14 protein-coding genes are annotated in these 13,859 nt (G+C 59.9%); 4 read left to right on the top strand and 10 right to left on the bottom strand.

Features of this window, described 5'->3' with window-relative positions; all coding sequences use genetic code 11:
• Positions 1 to 156: 156 nt before the first annotated feature.
• From PMI32_RS20210 to PMI32_RS20190, 5 genes are read right to left on the bottom strand one after another with little or no spacing between them, the layout of a single operon-like run.
• Positions 157 to 615, bottom strand: a complete 459-nt coding sequence (locus tag PMI32_RS20210) for a metallophosphoesterase family protein (RefSeq protein ID WP_008027136.1) — start codon at positions 613 to 615, stop codon at positions 157 to 159.
• A 41-nt stretch (positions 616 to 656) separates the two neighbouring features.
• Positions 657 to 1,781, bottom strand: coding sequence for an agmatine deiminase family protein (locus PMI32_RS20205; protein WP_008027139.1), 1,125 nt, complete (start codon positions 1,779 to 1,781; stop codon positions 657 to 659).
• A gap of 23 nt (positions 1,782 to 1,804) precedes the next feature.
• Complete coding sequence (locus PMI32_RS20200) at positions 1,805 to 2,902, bottom strand: extracellular solute-binding protein (RefSeq protein ID WP_008027140.1); 1,098 nt, start codon at positions 2,900 to 2,902, stop codon at positions 1,805 to 1,807.
• Between the two features lies 1 nt (position 2,903).
• Positions 2,904 to 3,812, bottom strand: coding sequence for an N-carbamoylputrescine amidase (aguB, locus tag PMI32_RS20195; protein WP_008027142.1), 909 nt, complete (start codon positions 3,810 to 3,812; stop codon positions 2,904 to 2,906).
• A 4-nt stretch (positions 3,813 to 3,816) separates the two neighbouring features.
• Positions 3,817 to 4,869 carry an agmatine deiminase family protein gene (locus tag PMI32_RS20190; RefSeq protein WP_008027144.1) on the bottom strand — a complete coding sequence of 351 codons (1,053 nt, stop codon included), beginning with the start codon at positions 4,867 to 4,869 and terminating at the stop codon, positions 3,817 to 3,819.
• Positions 4,870 to 5,003: 134 nt separating this feature from the next.
• Here PMI32_RS20190 and PMI32_RS20185 point away from each other — a divergent pair, with 134 nt between their 5' ends.
• Complete coding sequence (locus tag PMI32_RS20185) at positions 5,004 to 5,858, top strand: LysR substrate-binding domain-containing protein (RefSeq protein WP_008027147.1); 855 nt, start codon at positions 5,004 to 5,006, stop codon at positions 5,856 to 5,858.
• Between the two features lie 91 nt (positions 5,859 to 5,949).
• Complete coding sequence (locus PMI32_RS20180; RefSeq protein ID WP_008027150.1) at positions 5,950 to 6,843, top strand: LysR family transcriptional regulator; 894 nt, start codon at positions 5,950 to 5,952, stop codon at positions 6,841 to 6,843.
• Here PMI32_RS20180 and PMI32_RS20175 read toward each other — a convergent pair.
• The 5 genes from PMI32_RS20175 to PMI32_RS20155 form a co-directional block, all read right to left on the bottom strand.
• On the bottom strand, positions 6,831 to 8,003 hold the full coding sequence (locus PMI32_RS20175) for a (R)-mandelonitrile lyase (protein WP_008027152.1): 1,173 nt from the start codon (positions 8,001 to 8,003) through the stop codon (positions 6,831 to 6,833). The genes PMI32_RS20180 and PMI32_RS20175 overlap by 13 nt on opposite strands.
• 18 nt (positions 8,004 to 8,021) lie before the next feature.
• Positions 8,022 to 9,077: an alpha/beta hydrolase gene (locus PMI32_RS20170; protein WP_008027155.1), complete on the bottom strand. Its 1,056-nt coding sequence runs from the start codon at positions 9,075 to 9,077 to the stop codon at positions 8,022 to 8,024.
• A 60-nt stretch (positions 9,078 to 9,137) separates the two neighbouring features.
• On the bottom strand, positions 9,138 to 10,232 hold the full coding sequence (locus PMI32_RS20165) for an alpha/beta hydrolase (protein ID WP_008027158.1): 1,095 nt from the start codon (positions 10,230 to 10,232) through the stop codon (positions 9,138 to 9,140).
• 247 nt (positions 10,233 to 10,479) lie between these two features.
• Positions 10,480 to 10,860, bottom strand: coding sequence for a RidA family protein (locus PMI32_RS20160; protein ID WP_008027160.1), 381 nt, complete (start codon positions 10,858 to 10,860; stop codon positions 10,480 to 10,482).
• A gap of 39 nt (positions 10,861 to 10,899) precedes the next feature.
• Positions 10,900 to 11,871, bottom strand: coding sequence for a bifunctional helix-turn-helix transcriptional regulator/GNAT family N-acetyltransferase (locus tag PMI32_RS20155; protein WP_008027162.1), 972 nt, complete (start codon positions 11,869 to 11,871; stop codon positions 10,900 to 10,902).
• Positions 11,872 to 12,078: 207 nt separating this feature from the next.
• Here PMI32_RS20155 and PMI32_RS20150 point away from each other — a divergent pair, with 207 nt between their 5' ends.
• Together PMI32_RS20150 and PMI32_RS20145 are read left to right on the top strand one after the other, a co-directional pair.
• On the top strand, positions 12,079 to 13,389 hold the full coding sequence (locus tag PMI32_RS20150; protein WP_032828659.1) for a flavin-containing monooxygenase: 1,311 nt from the start codon (positions 12,079 to 12,081) through the stop codon (positions 13,387 to 13,389).
• Positions 13,390 to 13,410: 21 nt separating this feature from the next.
• Positions 13,411 to 13,827: a RidA family protein gene (locus PMI32_RS20145; protein ID WP_008027166.1), complete on the top strand. Its 417-nt coding sequence runs from the start codon at positions 13,411 to 13,413 to the stop codon at positions 13,825 to 13,827.
• Positions 13,828 to 13,859: the final 32 nt, after the last annotated feature.

Here is a 13,859-nt window from a genome sequence, read left to right on the forward strand (position 1 = left end):
CTTGCCGGCGATGGTCGTTAACGATTAAGCGTTTCTACAGAATAAACGCGGCGCCTGTGAGTCCATCGCCAGCAAGCCGGCTCCTACAGTGCAGCGGTGTACGCAAGACCGAGCCTCACCCAATCCCGTAAACGAGCCATTGTTGCTTCGCGCACTTCACTCCAGCAGCGAGACCAGGCGCGGTTCTAAAGCAATCTCGAATACCTCCAGCAACGCCAGCGTTACCGGCAGTTTGAAGCGTCTGCGCCCCGCACTGCCGGGATTGAGATAAAGCACTTCACCGCGCCATTCGATGCGCGGCTTGTGCGAATGGCCGGTGATCACCAGTTTGACCGTCGCATCAAGCACGGCCGGGACATCGGCGAGGTCATGCACCAGCAACGCCTCCCACCCGTTCAGGTCGAAACGCAGGCAATCTGCAATATCCATTGCCCAGGGAGCAGCAAGATCATTGTTCCCGCGCACGACGTGCAGTGGGGCGATTGCCCCAAGCTGCTCAAGGATTTCGGAGCTGCCGATGTCGCCCGCATGAATGATCCGTTCACACCCCTCCAAAGCCGCAAGGGCCTCAGGGCGGAGCAGTCCATGGGTATCGGAAATCACGCCAACCTTCATACAAAGCTCCCGACCAGGCTCTAGCAGTGGAGCATCGCAGACTAAACCAACGGCTGATGACTGGTCACACAATGAATACCGCCACCCCCAGCGGAAATTGCGTCGATGTTCAGCTGCACCACCTCTCGATCCGGATAGAGCCCGGACAACAGATCAAAGGCTTTGGCATCTGCCGCCTTGTCACCAAACTCCGGCGCAATCACCGCGTCGTTGATCACGAAGTAGTTGATATAGCCCGCTGCAAAGTCCGGGTTGCTGCGGTTGAACCTGCTCTTTCGTGGATTGAGCGGCGGCGACACCGTATGCACCTGCAGCTTGCGGCCATCTGCATCCGTGGCATTTTTCAGAATGTCCAGATGAGCCCGCGTGACCTTGTAATCGTATGACTCGGGGTCGTTGTCGAGGTTGGCGATCACCACGCCAGGCTTGACGAAACGGGCGTAGAAATCGACATGGGCATCGGTGATGTCCTTACCCTTGATGCCCGGCAGCCAGATGATTTTGCGCAGGCCGAGTCGATCCTTCAGTTCCTGCTCGACCTCGGCCTTGCTCCAGTCCGGATTGCGATTTTTATTGATCCAGCTGCTCTCGGTCATGATCCCGGTGCCGTGACCATCCACTTCGATACCGCCGCCCTCGCCCACCAGTTCGCTGCGCAGGTAACGCGCATCCGTGGCGTCGGCCACCTGTGCCGCCAGTTGCGCATCTTCGCTGTGCTGCTGTTTGTTGCCCCAGCCATTGAAGTTGAAATCCACGGCGCCAAGTACGCCCTTGTCATCAATGACGAAGTTGGCGCCGATGTCGCGCATCCAGATGTCGTCGAGTTCGGTGACGACATAGGTGATGTTGCTCTTGCCGCAATGCTCTTCGGCCAGGCTTCGCTCGTGTTCGCGACAGAAAACGGTGACCGGTTCATGGCGGGCGATGGTGCGCGCAATCAGGCCAATGGCCGCTTGCACGTCGGCGGTGAAATCCTCCCAGATCGCCTCTTGTGCACCAAAAGCAATGAAGGCTTGCTCGTGGCGATCGCCCTCATCCGGCATGCGCCAACCGACTTGGGTGGCTGCGTGCGCGGACAAAGGCGTCAGGCCGAAACCGATGGAGGCAACCGCCCCCATCCCCGCCACGACCGAAACCTGCTTGATGAACTCGCGACGCGTCGACATGTATTGATCCTTGGAAAGTGAACTCATTTCGCGGTGGCCGTCTTGAACTTGGTCCAGGTGCGCATCCGCGCGCGCATATCGGATTGGGGGATGTCCTTGCCCGGAATCAGCCGTGCATAGGTGGCTTCATCAAGATAGATGTCCGGGTTGTTGCGCATTGTCGCATCGACGCTCGGCCGCGCCTTGGCGTTGGAGGTCGGGTAGCCGGTGAAGTTACTGATGTCGGCCATGTTCTGTGGTTGCATGACGAAGTTGATGAACGCATAAGCGTACTCCGGATGTTTCGCATCGACCGGAATGGCCATGGTGTCCATCCACACGGTGGTGCCTTCACGGGGGATGCGGTACTCGAATCGGGTGCTTTTGCCGGCGCTGTCTGACGTCCGTTGCGCCTGAGTCATGTCGCCGCTGTAACCGAGCGACACGCACAGGTTGCCATTAACCAGATCGGTCACTGGCTGCGACTGGAACTTGCGAATGTGTGGCCGCAACTTCATCAGCAATTCACTCGCCGCCGCGAGGTCTTCGGGCTTGGCGCTGCGCGGTTCCCGACCGAGGTAATTGAGCACCACGGCGAGCACTTCGTCCGGTGAGTCGATCATCGAAATACCGCAGTCGGCAAATTTGCTGGCCAGCTCCGGCTTGAACAACATATCGAGGCTGTTGACCGGCGCATCGGGCAAGCGCTGTTTGATCTGCTCATCATTGTAGGTCAGGCCGATGGTGCCCCACGTGTAAGGCACGGTGGCCTGACTCGAGGTTTCATACTGCCGGCGCAGCTTCTGCAAACCGGGTTCGATGTCATCCAGCGCGGTGAGTTTGCTGCGGTCCAGCGGCAGCAGGCTGCCGGCGCGCATCAAGCGTTCGGCCACCGTGTCGCCGGGGAAGATCAGGTCATAACCGCTGCCACCGGCGAGCATCTTGGCTTCCAGCGTTTCGCTGCCATCCATGACGTCATAGATCACTTTGATCCCGGTTTCAGCGGTGAATTTCGCCAGCGTGTCCTCGGCGAAATAATCGGCCCAGTTGTACAGCCTGAGGGTTTTCTCTTCGGCGTGCAGCGACGACGAGGCCAGTGCCAACCCCAAGGTGCCGAGCAACAACGTGTGCGCAATGCCCATATCAAATTCCTTGAGTGTTCCAGCGAGCATGAAGGTGACGACCGTCCTGACTCAACAGCGCCCCGTACATCTCAGGGCGACGGTCGCGGTAGATGCCCCAGCTCAGGCGCTCTTCGCGCATGGCGCTCAAGTCCAGGCTGTGCACCAGCACGCCGGTGCTGTCACGGTCGGCCTCGGCGAGCAGTTTGCCCTTGTGATTGCAGATGAACGACGAGCCATAGAAGCCCATTTGCAAGGTCGGATCGGTGGTCGCCGCTTCTCGACCGACGCGATTGGCGGCCACCACCGGCAGGATGTTCGCGGCCGCATGGCCACGCATGGTCATCTGCCAGTGGTCACGGGAATCCAGCTCGGCGCAGCCAGGTTCAGAACCGATGGCGGTGGGAAACAGCAAGACTTCAGCGCCCATCAACGCCAGGCAACGCGCGGTCTCGGGGAACCACTGATCCCAGCAGATCCCCACGCCGAGGCGCCCGAACGCCGTGTCCCAGACCCGGAAACCGGTATCGCCGGGGCTGAAGTACTCCTTCTCCTGATAGCCAATGGCGTTGGGGATGTGAGTCTTGCGATACACGCCCAGCAAGCGCCCGTCGGCATCGGCCACGCTCAGAGAGTTGAAATAGGCATTGCCGGCCTTCTCGAACCAGCTCAGCGGCAGCACCACGCCCAACTCCTTGGCCAAGGCGGCAAAGCGTTTGAGTACACGGCTGTATTGATATTCTTCGGCCAGTGCCAAGTGTTTGTGGCTTTGCTCGATGCAGAAATACGGCGTGGCAAACAGCTCCTGCAACAGGATGACCTGAGCGCCCTTCGCCGCGGCCTCGCGAACCAACTGCTCGGCAAGGTCGAGGTTGTGCGGCAGGTCCCAGGTGCAGGGCATTTGGGTGGTGGCAATCGTCAATAGGGTCATGGCATCAACCCTTCACTGGCCAGGCAGGCTGCTGTTGGGTGATGCAATGCACCCCGCCGCCGCCATGGGCCAGATGGTTGATCCGCACCTGCACCACTTCACGTCCAGGGAACGCCTGAGCCAACACTTCGGCCGCTACGTGGTCGGCATCGATGCCGTAGGCCGGCATGATGATCGCGTCGTTGGCGATGTAGAAGTTGGTGTAGGAGGCACAGAACACTTCCGCTTCAGTGTCCACTGCGTCAGTGGCTTCATAGAGTTCGATCAGCTCGAACTTCCGGCCTTGGGCATCGGTGGCCAGTTCCAGCGCGCGGCGGTTTTCGCGGGCCACTTCTGCATACACCGACTGCTTGTCGTGAGTCGCGTCCACCAGCAACACGCCGGGGCGTGCGAATGCGCAGACACCATCGACATGGCCGTCAGTCATGTCGCCGGTCACGTAGTCCGGATCGCCTGGCAGCCAGATGGTTTTCTTCACGCCCAGCAGACGCGTGAAAATCTCCTCCATCTCAGCCTTGGTCATCCCGGGGTTGCGATTGGGATTGAGCAATACCGACTCGGTGGTGATCAGCGTGCCCTCGCCGTCGACATGGATCGCCCCGCCTTCGTTACTCAGCGGTGTGCCGAAGCACGGCAAGCCCAGGTGATTGAGTGCACGGCGCGCCAGGCCTTCATCGAGATCGTGCGCCGACTTGCCGCCCCACGCGTTGAAGCGCCAGCTCACACCGGCCAGCCCTTGTTGCGGGTGGCAAATGAAGCTTGGGCCGGAGTCGCGGCACCAACTGTCGTTCACCGCCAACTCGATCAGCTCGATGTTTGGCCCACAAAGCGCTTTGGCACTCGCGACAGCCGACGGATCAACGACCATTTTCACCGGTTCGAAACGGGCGATGGCATTGGCTACCCCGGCGAAGTCCTTTTGCACTTGTGCCAGGGTGACGCGCCAACCCGACTCCCAGAGTGCCTGATTGTGTGGCCAGACCATCCAGGTCGCTGCGTGCTTTACCCATTCTGCCGGCATCAACCAGCCGCTGTTCTGAAGTTCGTTCTGCTGCATGACAATCGCCCTTGAGTTAAGTCATTGTGTTCAATGAAAATGACCTTTGCGGTCTTGGCATGCATGCTACGGCTGTAAAAACGGGCGAACAAACGATGGATTTTGCAGAAAAGTGATTAGAGGAACTTATCAATATGCTCAAGCACTGGCCCCCGCTCAGCACCCTTCGCGGCTTTGAGGCTGCTGCCCGCCTGGGCAGTTTTCACAAGGCCGCCGACGAGCTGCACCTGACCCAATCGGCGATCAGCCAGCAGATTCGAACGCTTGAGGCGTACCTTGAACAGCCGCTGTTTTTTCGCAGTGGACGCAGCGTCAGCCTGACCGATGCCGGCCACGATTTGCTCAGCACCACGCAGGCGTTACTGCAGCAATTGTCGGTCGGTATTCGTCGTCTCGGGCAATACCAGAAACCCAATCAACTGGTGCTCAACACCACGCCGACGTTCGCTCGTCATTGGCTGCTGCCACGTCTGGGGGATTTTCGCCGGCAGCATCCGGAAGTCGATCTGTGGATTTTCAGCACCGATGAAGTCCCGGACATGACCACCCAGACCATCGACCTCGCGGTGCGCGATGACATCAGCTCCCAGGCCGAATGCAGCTTCAAGGTGCTGCACGCCGACCGCCTCTATCCGGCGTGTCACCCCGATGTATTGGCCGTGCCCATCGAACAGCGCACCACCCTGCACGGCGAGCGGGAAATGGACTGGAGCCATTGGGACGTCGAGGCCGGCATCGATGTGGGGCAGAAGGATCAGGGGTTGAATTTTTCCGACCCCGGATTGCTGCTGGACGCGGCGTGCGCGGGGTTAGGGATTGCGCTGGTCAGCCAGCTACTGAGTCGGCAGGCGCGTGACAACGGACTGCTGCAACCGTTGGTGGAGGAAACCATTCGTGGGCCGAATTGGGCGTTGTTAACGCACCGGGACAGTGAGAACAATCCGTTGGCGCGCAGTTTTATCGAATGGTTGCTGAACAACCTGACGTGACGCGGTCTTTTCGACATCCTGCAAAGCGCTTTCGCAGGCCTCAAGGTAAGCTCCTCGTTCCTCTTTGGAAACGTGACCCAGGGACGTACAAATGACCATTGAAAGCTACGACCAACTCGCGATCTTCTCGGCCGTGGCGCAGGAGCGCAGTTTCACCCGCGCCGCTGCCAGGCTGGGCATGTCACAGCCCGCATTGAGCCGGGCCATGCGCCAACTGGAGGAGCGACTGGGCGTCAGATTACTGTCTCGAACCACGCGCAGCGTATCCCCCACGGAAGCGGGCGAACATCTGCTGAAAGTGATCGCCCCAAGGTTCGAAGAGATCGACATCGAGCTGGCATTGCTCAGCGAATTCCGCGACAAGCCCGCAGGCAAGCTGCGTATTACGGCCGGCGAGCATTCCGCGATTACGGTCCTGCAACCGGTACTCGCGAAGCTGCTGCCCGACAATCCCGATCTCAATATCGAAATCATCGTCGACTACGGCCTGACTGACATTGTGGCGGAAGGCTTCGACGCTGGTGTTCGGCTGGGTGAACAGGTCGCCAAAGACATGATCGCCATGCGCATCGGTCCCGACATGCGCATGGCGGTTGTCGGCTCCCCAGCGTATTTCGCTCGATATTCGCAGCCAACCCTCCCAAGCGACCTCATGCAGCACAACTGCATTACGCTACGCATGCCCACCTACGGCGGCCTCTTTCTCTGGGAGTTCGAGAAGGATGGGCAAGAACTGAACGTACGCGTCGAAGGCCAAATGGTGTTCAACAACATCGCCATGCGCATGGAGGCCGCCCTTCAGGGGTTGGGGCTGGCTTATATGCCAGAAGACCTGGTGCAGGAGCATATTGCGCAAGGCCGGTTGATTCGCGTGCTCGCGGATTGGTGCGAGCCGTTCTCGGGGTACCACCTCTACTACCCGAGCCGACGCCAGAGCTCGCCCGCCTTCGCACTGCTGCGCGAAGCCCTGCGCTATTTGGACTGATTTGCCTGGGCAGCATTCAGCGCCGCGTCGGCACGTTTGGCCGCATCCGCATGACCATGCTCAGCCAGCAGTCGGACCAATTGACGCAATTGCGAAACGCCCAGGCCGACCCGCAGGCTCGCGGCCATGTGCGAACGTAGCTGCGACTCCACACCAGGAGTGACGGCCAATGCAGCGACCGTGGCCAACTCACGACTTTGCCAGTCCAGGTTGTCGCGCTCGAAAATATCACCGAACAAATGCGCCTGCAGGTACTGGTTGATGACAGGGGCGAAGTCGAACAGCGGGCCCTGAACAGGCGCACCGGCAATACGGGTCTGATTGGCCTTGCCCACCGACAGCAGTTCACCTCCGGTGGGAATGACACGACCGGGCCCACGCCCCGGATCGTCCTGGATGCCGTTTTTCTTGCGCGCTTCCACAACCCTCATCAGCTCGCCAAGTGCGTTGAGGCTGCGTGGAAAACCGGTGTAGGCGTAGAGCTGCACCAGTATTTCCTTCGCCTCGCTAACGGTCAGGCCGGCGTCCAGCCCCTGATTCAATGCAGCATTCAGCCCCGGCATATTGCTGCTGGCCATGTGGGCAGCAATCAGCGGGATGGCTTGCTGCCTCGCGGACAGCACCTCGGAAGCGAGATTTTCGGTGGACATTGATGTCGGCGTCACGGGTTCGTAGGCGCGGTATTGATCGTCGGTGACTTTCTCCAGCCAATCCACACTTTTGCCATTCACAGCACCGGTCACCGCCAGGTGGGTCATGGCACTTGACGGTGCGGCACCGTGCCAATGCTTGACGCCCGGCGGGCAGACGATCACGTCCCCGGGGAGGATTTCCTGCACGGGCTTACCCCACTCCTGGGTCAAGCCCACACCGGAAACCACCACCAATCGCTGGCCTGCGGGATGGGTGTGCCAGGCCGAACGCGCCCCCGGCTCGAAGGTCACGTAGGCGCTGGACGCATTGATTTCATTCGTGACGGGGAACAAGGGATCGACGCGCACTTGCCCGGTAAAGTAATCCGCCGGTCCCGCTGTGGAAGATTGGGAGCCTGCGCGACTGATCTGCTGAACGGACCGAGACTCACCGGAATTTTCAGCCCCCGCTGCGCTGGCAAAGGGCGCTGCGACGCAAACCGCGATCCCCAAAAGAGTGTTTTTCATAATGACCGATCCCTCAAGTCAGAGCGTTCTGGCGTAAAACGCGTTCAACTGCGCAATGGCGACGTCCACATACTCAGGCACCCAATAGGTTTCGATATGTGTTGCGCCATCAATCGTGAACAGCTTCTTGTCCTGAGTACCGGTGGCCTTGGCAAAGGCTTGCTCCGACATATACAGGCTGTCCGCCTTGCTGCCCGCGATCATCAGCAACGGCTTGTCGATCAGTTCGATCTGATCCGTCGCATCGAAGCTCATCAGGTCCAGCAGGCTGCTCAGGGTGTATCTGAAGGTCGAGTTGGAGTGAGCATGAGTCTTGCCGTAGTACTCAAAGCCCTGCCGATACAAATCAAATGGCAGCTTGGCGATCTGCTCGTCGGTGAGTTTGGCATCGCCGGTGTAGAGGATTTCTCCGCCCGCCGCTTCCTGGGCACGGGCAGCCGAAGCCTGCCGTAAACGCTCCTGAACGGTGGACAGCTGCGAATCCCTGTAGCCATTGCGCCGTACCAGTCCGGAATTGAACATGCTCACCGTTGCGATGGACTGGAAGCGCTTGTCGGTTTGCGCCGCCTTCAATGAATAGCCGCCACCGCCGCAGATACCGAGCAAGCCCAAACGCGAGTCGTCGGCGCCCGGATAGCCGGCGATAAAGTCCGCCATGCCATGGATGTCTTCGACGCGGTTCGTTGGTTTGTCGACGTTGCGCGGCTGACCGCCACTGCCTCCCTGATACGCCGCATCCGCAGTGATCGTGATATAGCCCTGATCTGCCAGGCGCTGGGCATACAGGCCTGCAACCTGCTCCTTCACCCCGCCATTGGGATGCGCCACGACAACAACCGGGTACTTCTTCGCCGAGTCATAGTTCGCGGGGGTGTAAACGTTGGCGGCAATGTCCAGGCCATTGAGTTTGTAGGTGACAGGATGGATGTTGACCTTGCCGGGCTCGTTCTTCGTCAGCGCGCCACCGTAGGTCAATGTGAATGGATTCTGCTTGTAGTCCCCTGCCTCGACTTCTGCTCCGGACATCCCGATCATGGCGGCCAGGAATGTGGCCTTTATCGTGGTTCGCGTCATATGAATATTCCTGCCAATTCCTGTTTCCAAGGTGCACGGCAGCCATGGCCGTGCGCGTAATCAATCAAGATTTTTTTCTGCGAGAAAGGTCGAAACCAGGTCCGCGATCTCGATGTTGTTCATGTCCGAAAACGGGAAGTGGCTATTGCCCTTGATCCCGATCTCCGGCAAGTGGACCAGCCTGACGTCACCGCCATGGCGATTCACCGCATCACGCCACAGGCGCGCCATCTCAAGTCGCGCGCGCCAGCTGTCCTGAGCAGGCAAACGAACCGGTTTGTCGGGGATGTTGTCGCCGTAGAAGATGAGGATGGGGATACGGGTCAACGCTTCGAACTGTTCCTTCGAGACGATCTGTGCCGAGACTGTGTCGAATGCGCTGGGGATCGGCGCGGGACCTTCCCCCTCGGGAAACACGAAGCTGCTGCCCGGTTCAAATGCGACGATAGCCCGCACATGGCGGCTCTTGATCGCCGTCAGCCAACCGGGCCCGCCACCTTGCGAGTGGGTAAACAGAATGGCCGGTCCCGCCTTTTCCAGCAGCGCGGAAACGCCATCGGATACGACCTCAATGTCATAAGGGCCGGTGTTGGGTGTCATCGAGCGGAAGAACTGCTCCAGCGCCTGCGGCCCACGAGGGAATTGGCTGCCCTCGAAAGCGTCGGGCCACAGGCCAATGCGGAACTGGTTGAACCACATCTGCTCGTCCGCCACCGGCTTGATCGTCGTTTCAACCAGACTGCGTCCGGCATCGCCACGGCGCGGCTGGTCGATCAACCAGGTGGAGAAGCCGCGACGCAAGAAGATGTTCTGAAACCCTTCGCGTCCGTCAGCCGTCGTTTCCCAGGATTTCGCAGACTGCCCCGCGCCATGCCACATGACAATCGGCAACGGGCGAGCGTCAACCGGGACCTGGTAGAACGCATACACATGGTCGCCATGGTAGCTTTGGCCATCAGACAGGGCAGGCTTGTACGGGTCAAAGATGCCCGGCTGAGTCTCAACCCTCCCGCCGGCAATCACGCTGCCCTGCTCCTTGATGACCAGCGGACTGCGCTCGTCCGCTTCGGCAACCGCAGAGGTGCACAGGGCAAAACACAGGGTGCCTGCCTTTGCCAGGGCTGAAACACGATAGAGAATAACGGGATGGGTCATGGGGTGCTCTCGGCGAGAAACGCAGAGAAGCAACTTACCCTCAGACTATTGATTGATAAACAGTACTAATCGGATAGCACTAATACCAAAATCACATAAATGTGATGAGAATGCCCAACACTTTCCCTGTAGGAGCGAGCCTGCTCGCGATGGAGGCCAACGATAACGCGCGCTTTCTGAGTAAACGCGTTGCGCCTGAGTTCATCGCGAGCAATCGAGCGTCGACCGGCTGCTCCTACAATTTTGCTCAGCCCTTGGCTGCCATCGCGGTCACTTCCACACGCATGCCTTCAACTGCCAGCGAGGCCACGCCAACAGCCGCACGCACCGGCCACGGTTTGGCGAAGAAGCGCTTGTACACCTCGTTGAACGCGGCGCGGTCGGCCATGTCGGTGAGGTAGATGGTCAGGTGCATGACGCGGTCCATGGAACTGCCGGCGCGCTCCAGCGCAACCTTCAATGCCTGCAACGTGCATTCGCTCTGCAGGGTGATGTCGCCCAGTTCCAGGCTGCCGTCGGCGCGGGTCGGGATCTGCGTGGAGACCAGGATGCCGTTGAAGCCGGCCACGTCGGAGGAGATGGAATCCGCGTCGGGATCAGGGGTGAAGGTGATGTCTTGGTTCGCCATGGGGTTCTCTTGTTCGGGGAAGTAAAAAGTGTGGGGAGTTTACAGCTTCACCGGGTGACTTGCGCCTCCCCTGCGGCGGGTGAATTGCTGTTCAGTCACCACGCTGCCCCACTGACTGCCTTGCTGTTCGTGGGTCAGCTCAAAACCTGCGGCTTCATAAAGTCGACGCGCGGCGTCCAGGCCCTTGAACGTTGCCAGCTCGATCGCCTCGAAGCCGAACCGGTCGCAGAACTCCACGGCCTCGCGCAGCAACTGGCGCCCCACCCCGCCACCACGGCAACCGTCATCAAGGATGAACCAGCGCAGGTGGGCCTGGTTATTGCCCAGATCCTGCCCGTCGATGGCGATCGAGCCGACGATGCGATCATTCACTGTCGCCACCCAGAGGTTGTTGCAAGGCTGGTCCAGACGCCCCACGAACTCAGCGATGCCGCTGGCGACCTTGCTCTCGAAGAACTGCCCGAACCCTGAGTGCCTGGCGTAGAAAGCGGCATGCATTTCAGTCACGCGCCCAACGACACCGGGACGGTAACCGACGCTGATCTCGACGGGGTTGCCCGGCGCTTTACCTTCGCCGGTACGGTGTGCATTCAGGGCATGGGCATACGCCGCCAGCCCTTGGGCGACCGCTTGTTGTTGTGATGGATTCAAGTGTTCCAGCGCCGTTTGGACCTGCGTTCGCCCATAAGCATGGATCGCAGTCACCGTGCGCCGGCCCTGCTTCGTCAATTGCAGACGCTTGACGCGACCATCGCTGTCGGCACTTTCCACCAGCTCGCCGGCCTTGATGAGCTTGGCCACCATGCGGCTGACACTGGACTTGTCCAGATCGAGCAATTGCACGAGTTGAGCGGCGGTCAGCGCCAGGTGTGCCTCGATCTCCAGCAGCGCGTGTACGGCTGAAGGTGAGTAGTCGGTCGCCGCCAGCGTGGCGCGCATGAAGCCCAACTCACGCACCATCGTGCGCGACGCAGAGCGGATTTCTTCAACCAGAGCGGGATGAGTGGTCACTTCAGGCCTCCCCTGAAAAATAGTTGCACCGTACAACCATATTTCAGCATGGAGGTTCAACAGGTGCTGAGTCAAACGCTCTGCATCAGTTATTTATACTCAAATGCCAGCTTAATAATATTTTACCGATAACAGGGTCATCCCTAGTCTTGAGCCCAAGAAATGGCAGGCCGTTCGCGACCTAAATCCAACTCGAAGGGTATAGAGATGACCACTGAAAAAATAAAAACAGATACGCTGATTGTTGGTGCCGGTCAGGCTGGCGTGGCCATGAGTGAACACCTGAGCAAACTCGGCGTGCCGCACCTGGTGCTGGAGCGCAACCGTATCGCCGAACGCTGGCGCACCGGGCGCTGGGATTCGCTGGTGGCGAATGGTCCGGCGTGGCACGACCGTTTTCCCGGCCTTGATTTTGACGACCTCAGCCCCGACGAATTTGCACCGAAAGAACGCGTGGCCGATTACTTCGAAGCCTACGCGAAGAAATTCAACGCGCCGATCCGCACCGGCGTGGACGTGCTGAAAGTTGAACGCAACGTTGGCCGCCCGGGTTTCACCATCGAAACTTCTGAAGGCGTGATCGAGGCCAACCGTGTGGTCGCCGCTACCGGGCCTTTCCAGCGGCCGGTGATTCCGCCGATTGCACCGCAGGATCAGCCCTTCCTGCAAATCCACTCCGCCGATTATCGCAACCCGCAGCAACTGCCTGAAGGCGCAGTGCTGGTGGTTGGCGCGGGCTCGTCCGGCGTGCAGATCGCCGATGAATTGCAACGGGCCGGCAAGCAGGTTTATCTCTCCGTCGGTGCCCACGACCGCCCGCCTCGCGCCTATCGCAACCGTGATTTCTGCTGGTGGCTGGGGGTGCTTGGCGAATGGGATCAAGCGGCGATGAAGCCCGGTCGCGAACACGTGACCATCGCGGTCAGCGGCGCACATGGCGGCCGTACGGTGGACTTCCGCGGCCTCGCTCATCGCGGCATGACGCTGGTCGGCCTGACCCAAGCGTTCAACGGCGGCGTGGCGACCTTCCAGCCGAACCTGGCCGAGAACCTGGCGCGCGGCGACGAAAATTATCTGGCGCTGCTCAACGCCGCCGACGCCTACATCGAACGCAATGGCCTGGACCTGCCCCAAGAACCGGAAGCGCGCATCACTTTCCCGGATCCGGAGTGCGTGACCCATCCGATTCTTGAGCTGGACCTGGCCAAGGCCGGCGTGACCTCGATCATCTGGGCCACCGGTTTTGCCACGGACTACAGCTGGCTGAAGGTGGATGCCTTCGACGACAAAGGCAAGCCGCAGCATCAACGCGGCGTGTCGAGCGAACCGGGAGTGTACTTCCTCGGTTTGCCTTGGCAGTCCCGTCGCGGCTCTTCGTTCATCTGGGGCGTTTGGCATGACGCCAAGTACGTGGCGGATCACATCGCCATTCAGCGCTCGTACCTCGACTACCACGATGCGGTGCAACGCGAGGCGGAAGTTGTTTCGCTCGTCCCTAAAAAAACTGTCAGCGCTTAAGCCATTTTCCAGGAGCTTCACATGTCCACGCCAACCCATACCCGTATTCGCATGTTCAACACCAAGGAAACCTACCCGAACCAGAGCCTGGACAATGACCTGTGCCAGGCGGTCCGCGCCGGCAATACGGTTTATGTCCGTGGCCAGGTCGGGACTGATTTCGAAGGCAATCTGGTAGGCCTTGGCGACCCGCGTGCGCAAACCGAGCAAGCCATGCGCAACGTCAAGCAGTTGCTGGAAGAGGCTGGCAGCGACCTCAGTCACATCGTCAAAACCACGACTTACCTGATCGATCCACGGTATCGCGAGCCGGTGTATCAGGAAGTCGGGAAGTGGTTGAAAGGCGTGTTTCCGATTTCGACCGGGCTGGTGGTATCGGCGCTGGGGCAGCCGCAGTGGTTGATGGAGATTGATGTGATTGCGGTGATTCCCGAGTAAGGAACCAGACCGAGTCGCGGCCATCGCGAGCA

The organism is Pseudomonas sp. GM60 (assembly GCF_000282415.1).
GTDB lineage: Bacteria > Pseudomonadota > Gammaproteobacteria > Pseudomonadales > Pseudomonadaceae > Aquipseudomonas > Aquipseudomonas migulae.

What these genes read in the sequence shown, in the direction of transcription:
- PMI32_RS20165 (WP_008027158.1), bottom strand. Translation starts at nt 10,232, where the DNA reads ATGACCCATCCCGTTATTCTCTATCGTGTTTCAGCCCTGGCAAAGGCA.
- PMI32_RS20205 (WP_008027139.1), bottom strand. Translation starts at nt 1,781, where the DNA reads ATGTCGACGCGTCGCGAGTTCATCAAGCAGGTTTCGGTCGTGGCGGGG.
- aguB (WP_008027142.1), bottom strand. Translation starts at nt 3,812, where the DNA reads ATGACCCTATTGACGATTGCCACCACCCAAATGCCCTGCACCTGGGAC.
- PMI32_RS20180 (WP_008027150.1), top strand. Translation starts at nt 5,950, where the DNA reads ATGACCATTGAAAGCTACGACCAACTCGCGATCTTCTCGGCCGTGGCG.
- PMI32_RS20150 (WP_032828659.1), top strand. Translation starts at nt 12,079, where the DNA reads ATGACCACTGAAAAAATAAAAACAGATACGCTGATTGTTGGTGCCGGT.
- PMI32_RS20185 (WP_008027147.1), top strand. Translation starts at nt 5,004, where the DNA reads ATGCTCAAGCACTGGCCCCCGCTCAGCACCCTTCGCGGCTTTGAGGCT.
- PMI32_RS20200 (WP_008027140.1), bottom strand. Translation starts at nt 2,902, where the DNA reads ATGGGCATTGCGCACACGTTGTTGCTCGGCACCTTGGGGTTGGCACTG.
- PMI32_RS20170 (WP_008027155.1), bottom strand. Translation starts at nt 9,077, where the DNA reads ATGACGCGAACCACGATAAAGGCCACATTCCTGGCCGCCATGATCGGG.
- PMI32_RS20210 (WP_008027136.1), bottom strand. Translation starts at nt 615, where the DNA reads ATGAAGGTTGGCGTGATTTCCGATACCCATGGACTGCTCCGCCCTGAG.
- PMI32_RS20145 (WP_008027166.1), top strand. Translation starts at nt 13,411, where the DNA reads ATGTCCACGCCAACCCATACCCGTATTCGCATGTTCAACACCAAGGAA.
- PMI32_RS20190 (WP_008027144.1), bottom strand. Translation starts at nt 4,869, where the DNA reads ATGCAGCAGAACGAACTTCAGAACAGCGGCTGGTTGATGCCGGCAGAA.
- PMI32_RS20160 (WP_008027160.1), bottom strand. Translation starts at nt 10,860, where the DNA reads ATGGCGAACCAAGACATCACCTTCACCCCTGATCCCGACGCGGATTCC.
- PMI32_RS20175 (WP_008027152.1), bottom strand. Translation starts at nt 8,003, where the DNA reads ATGAAAAACACTCTTTTGGGGATCGCGGTTTGCGTCGCAGCGCCCTTT.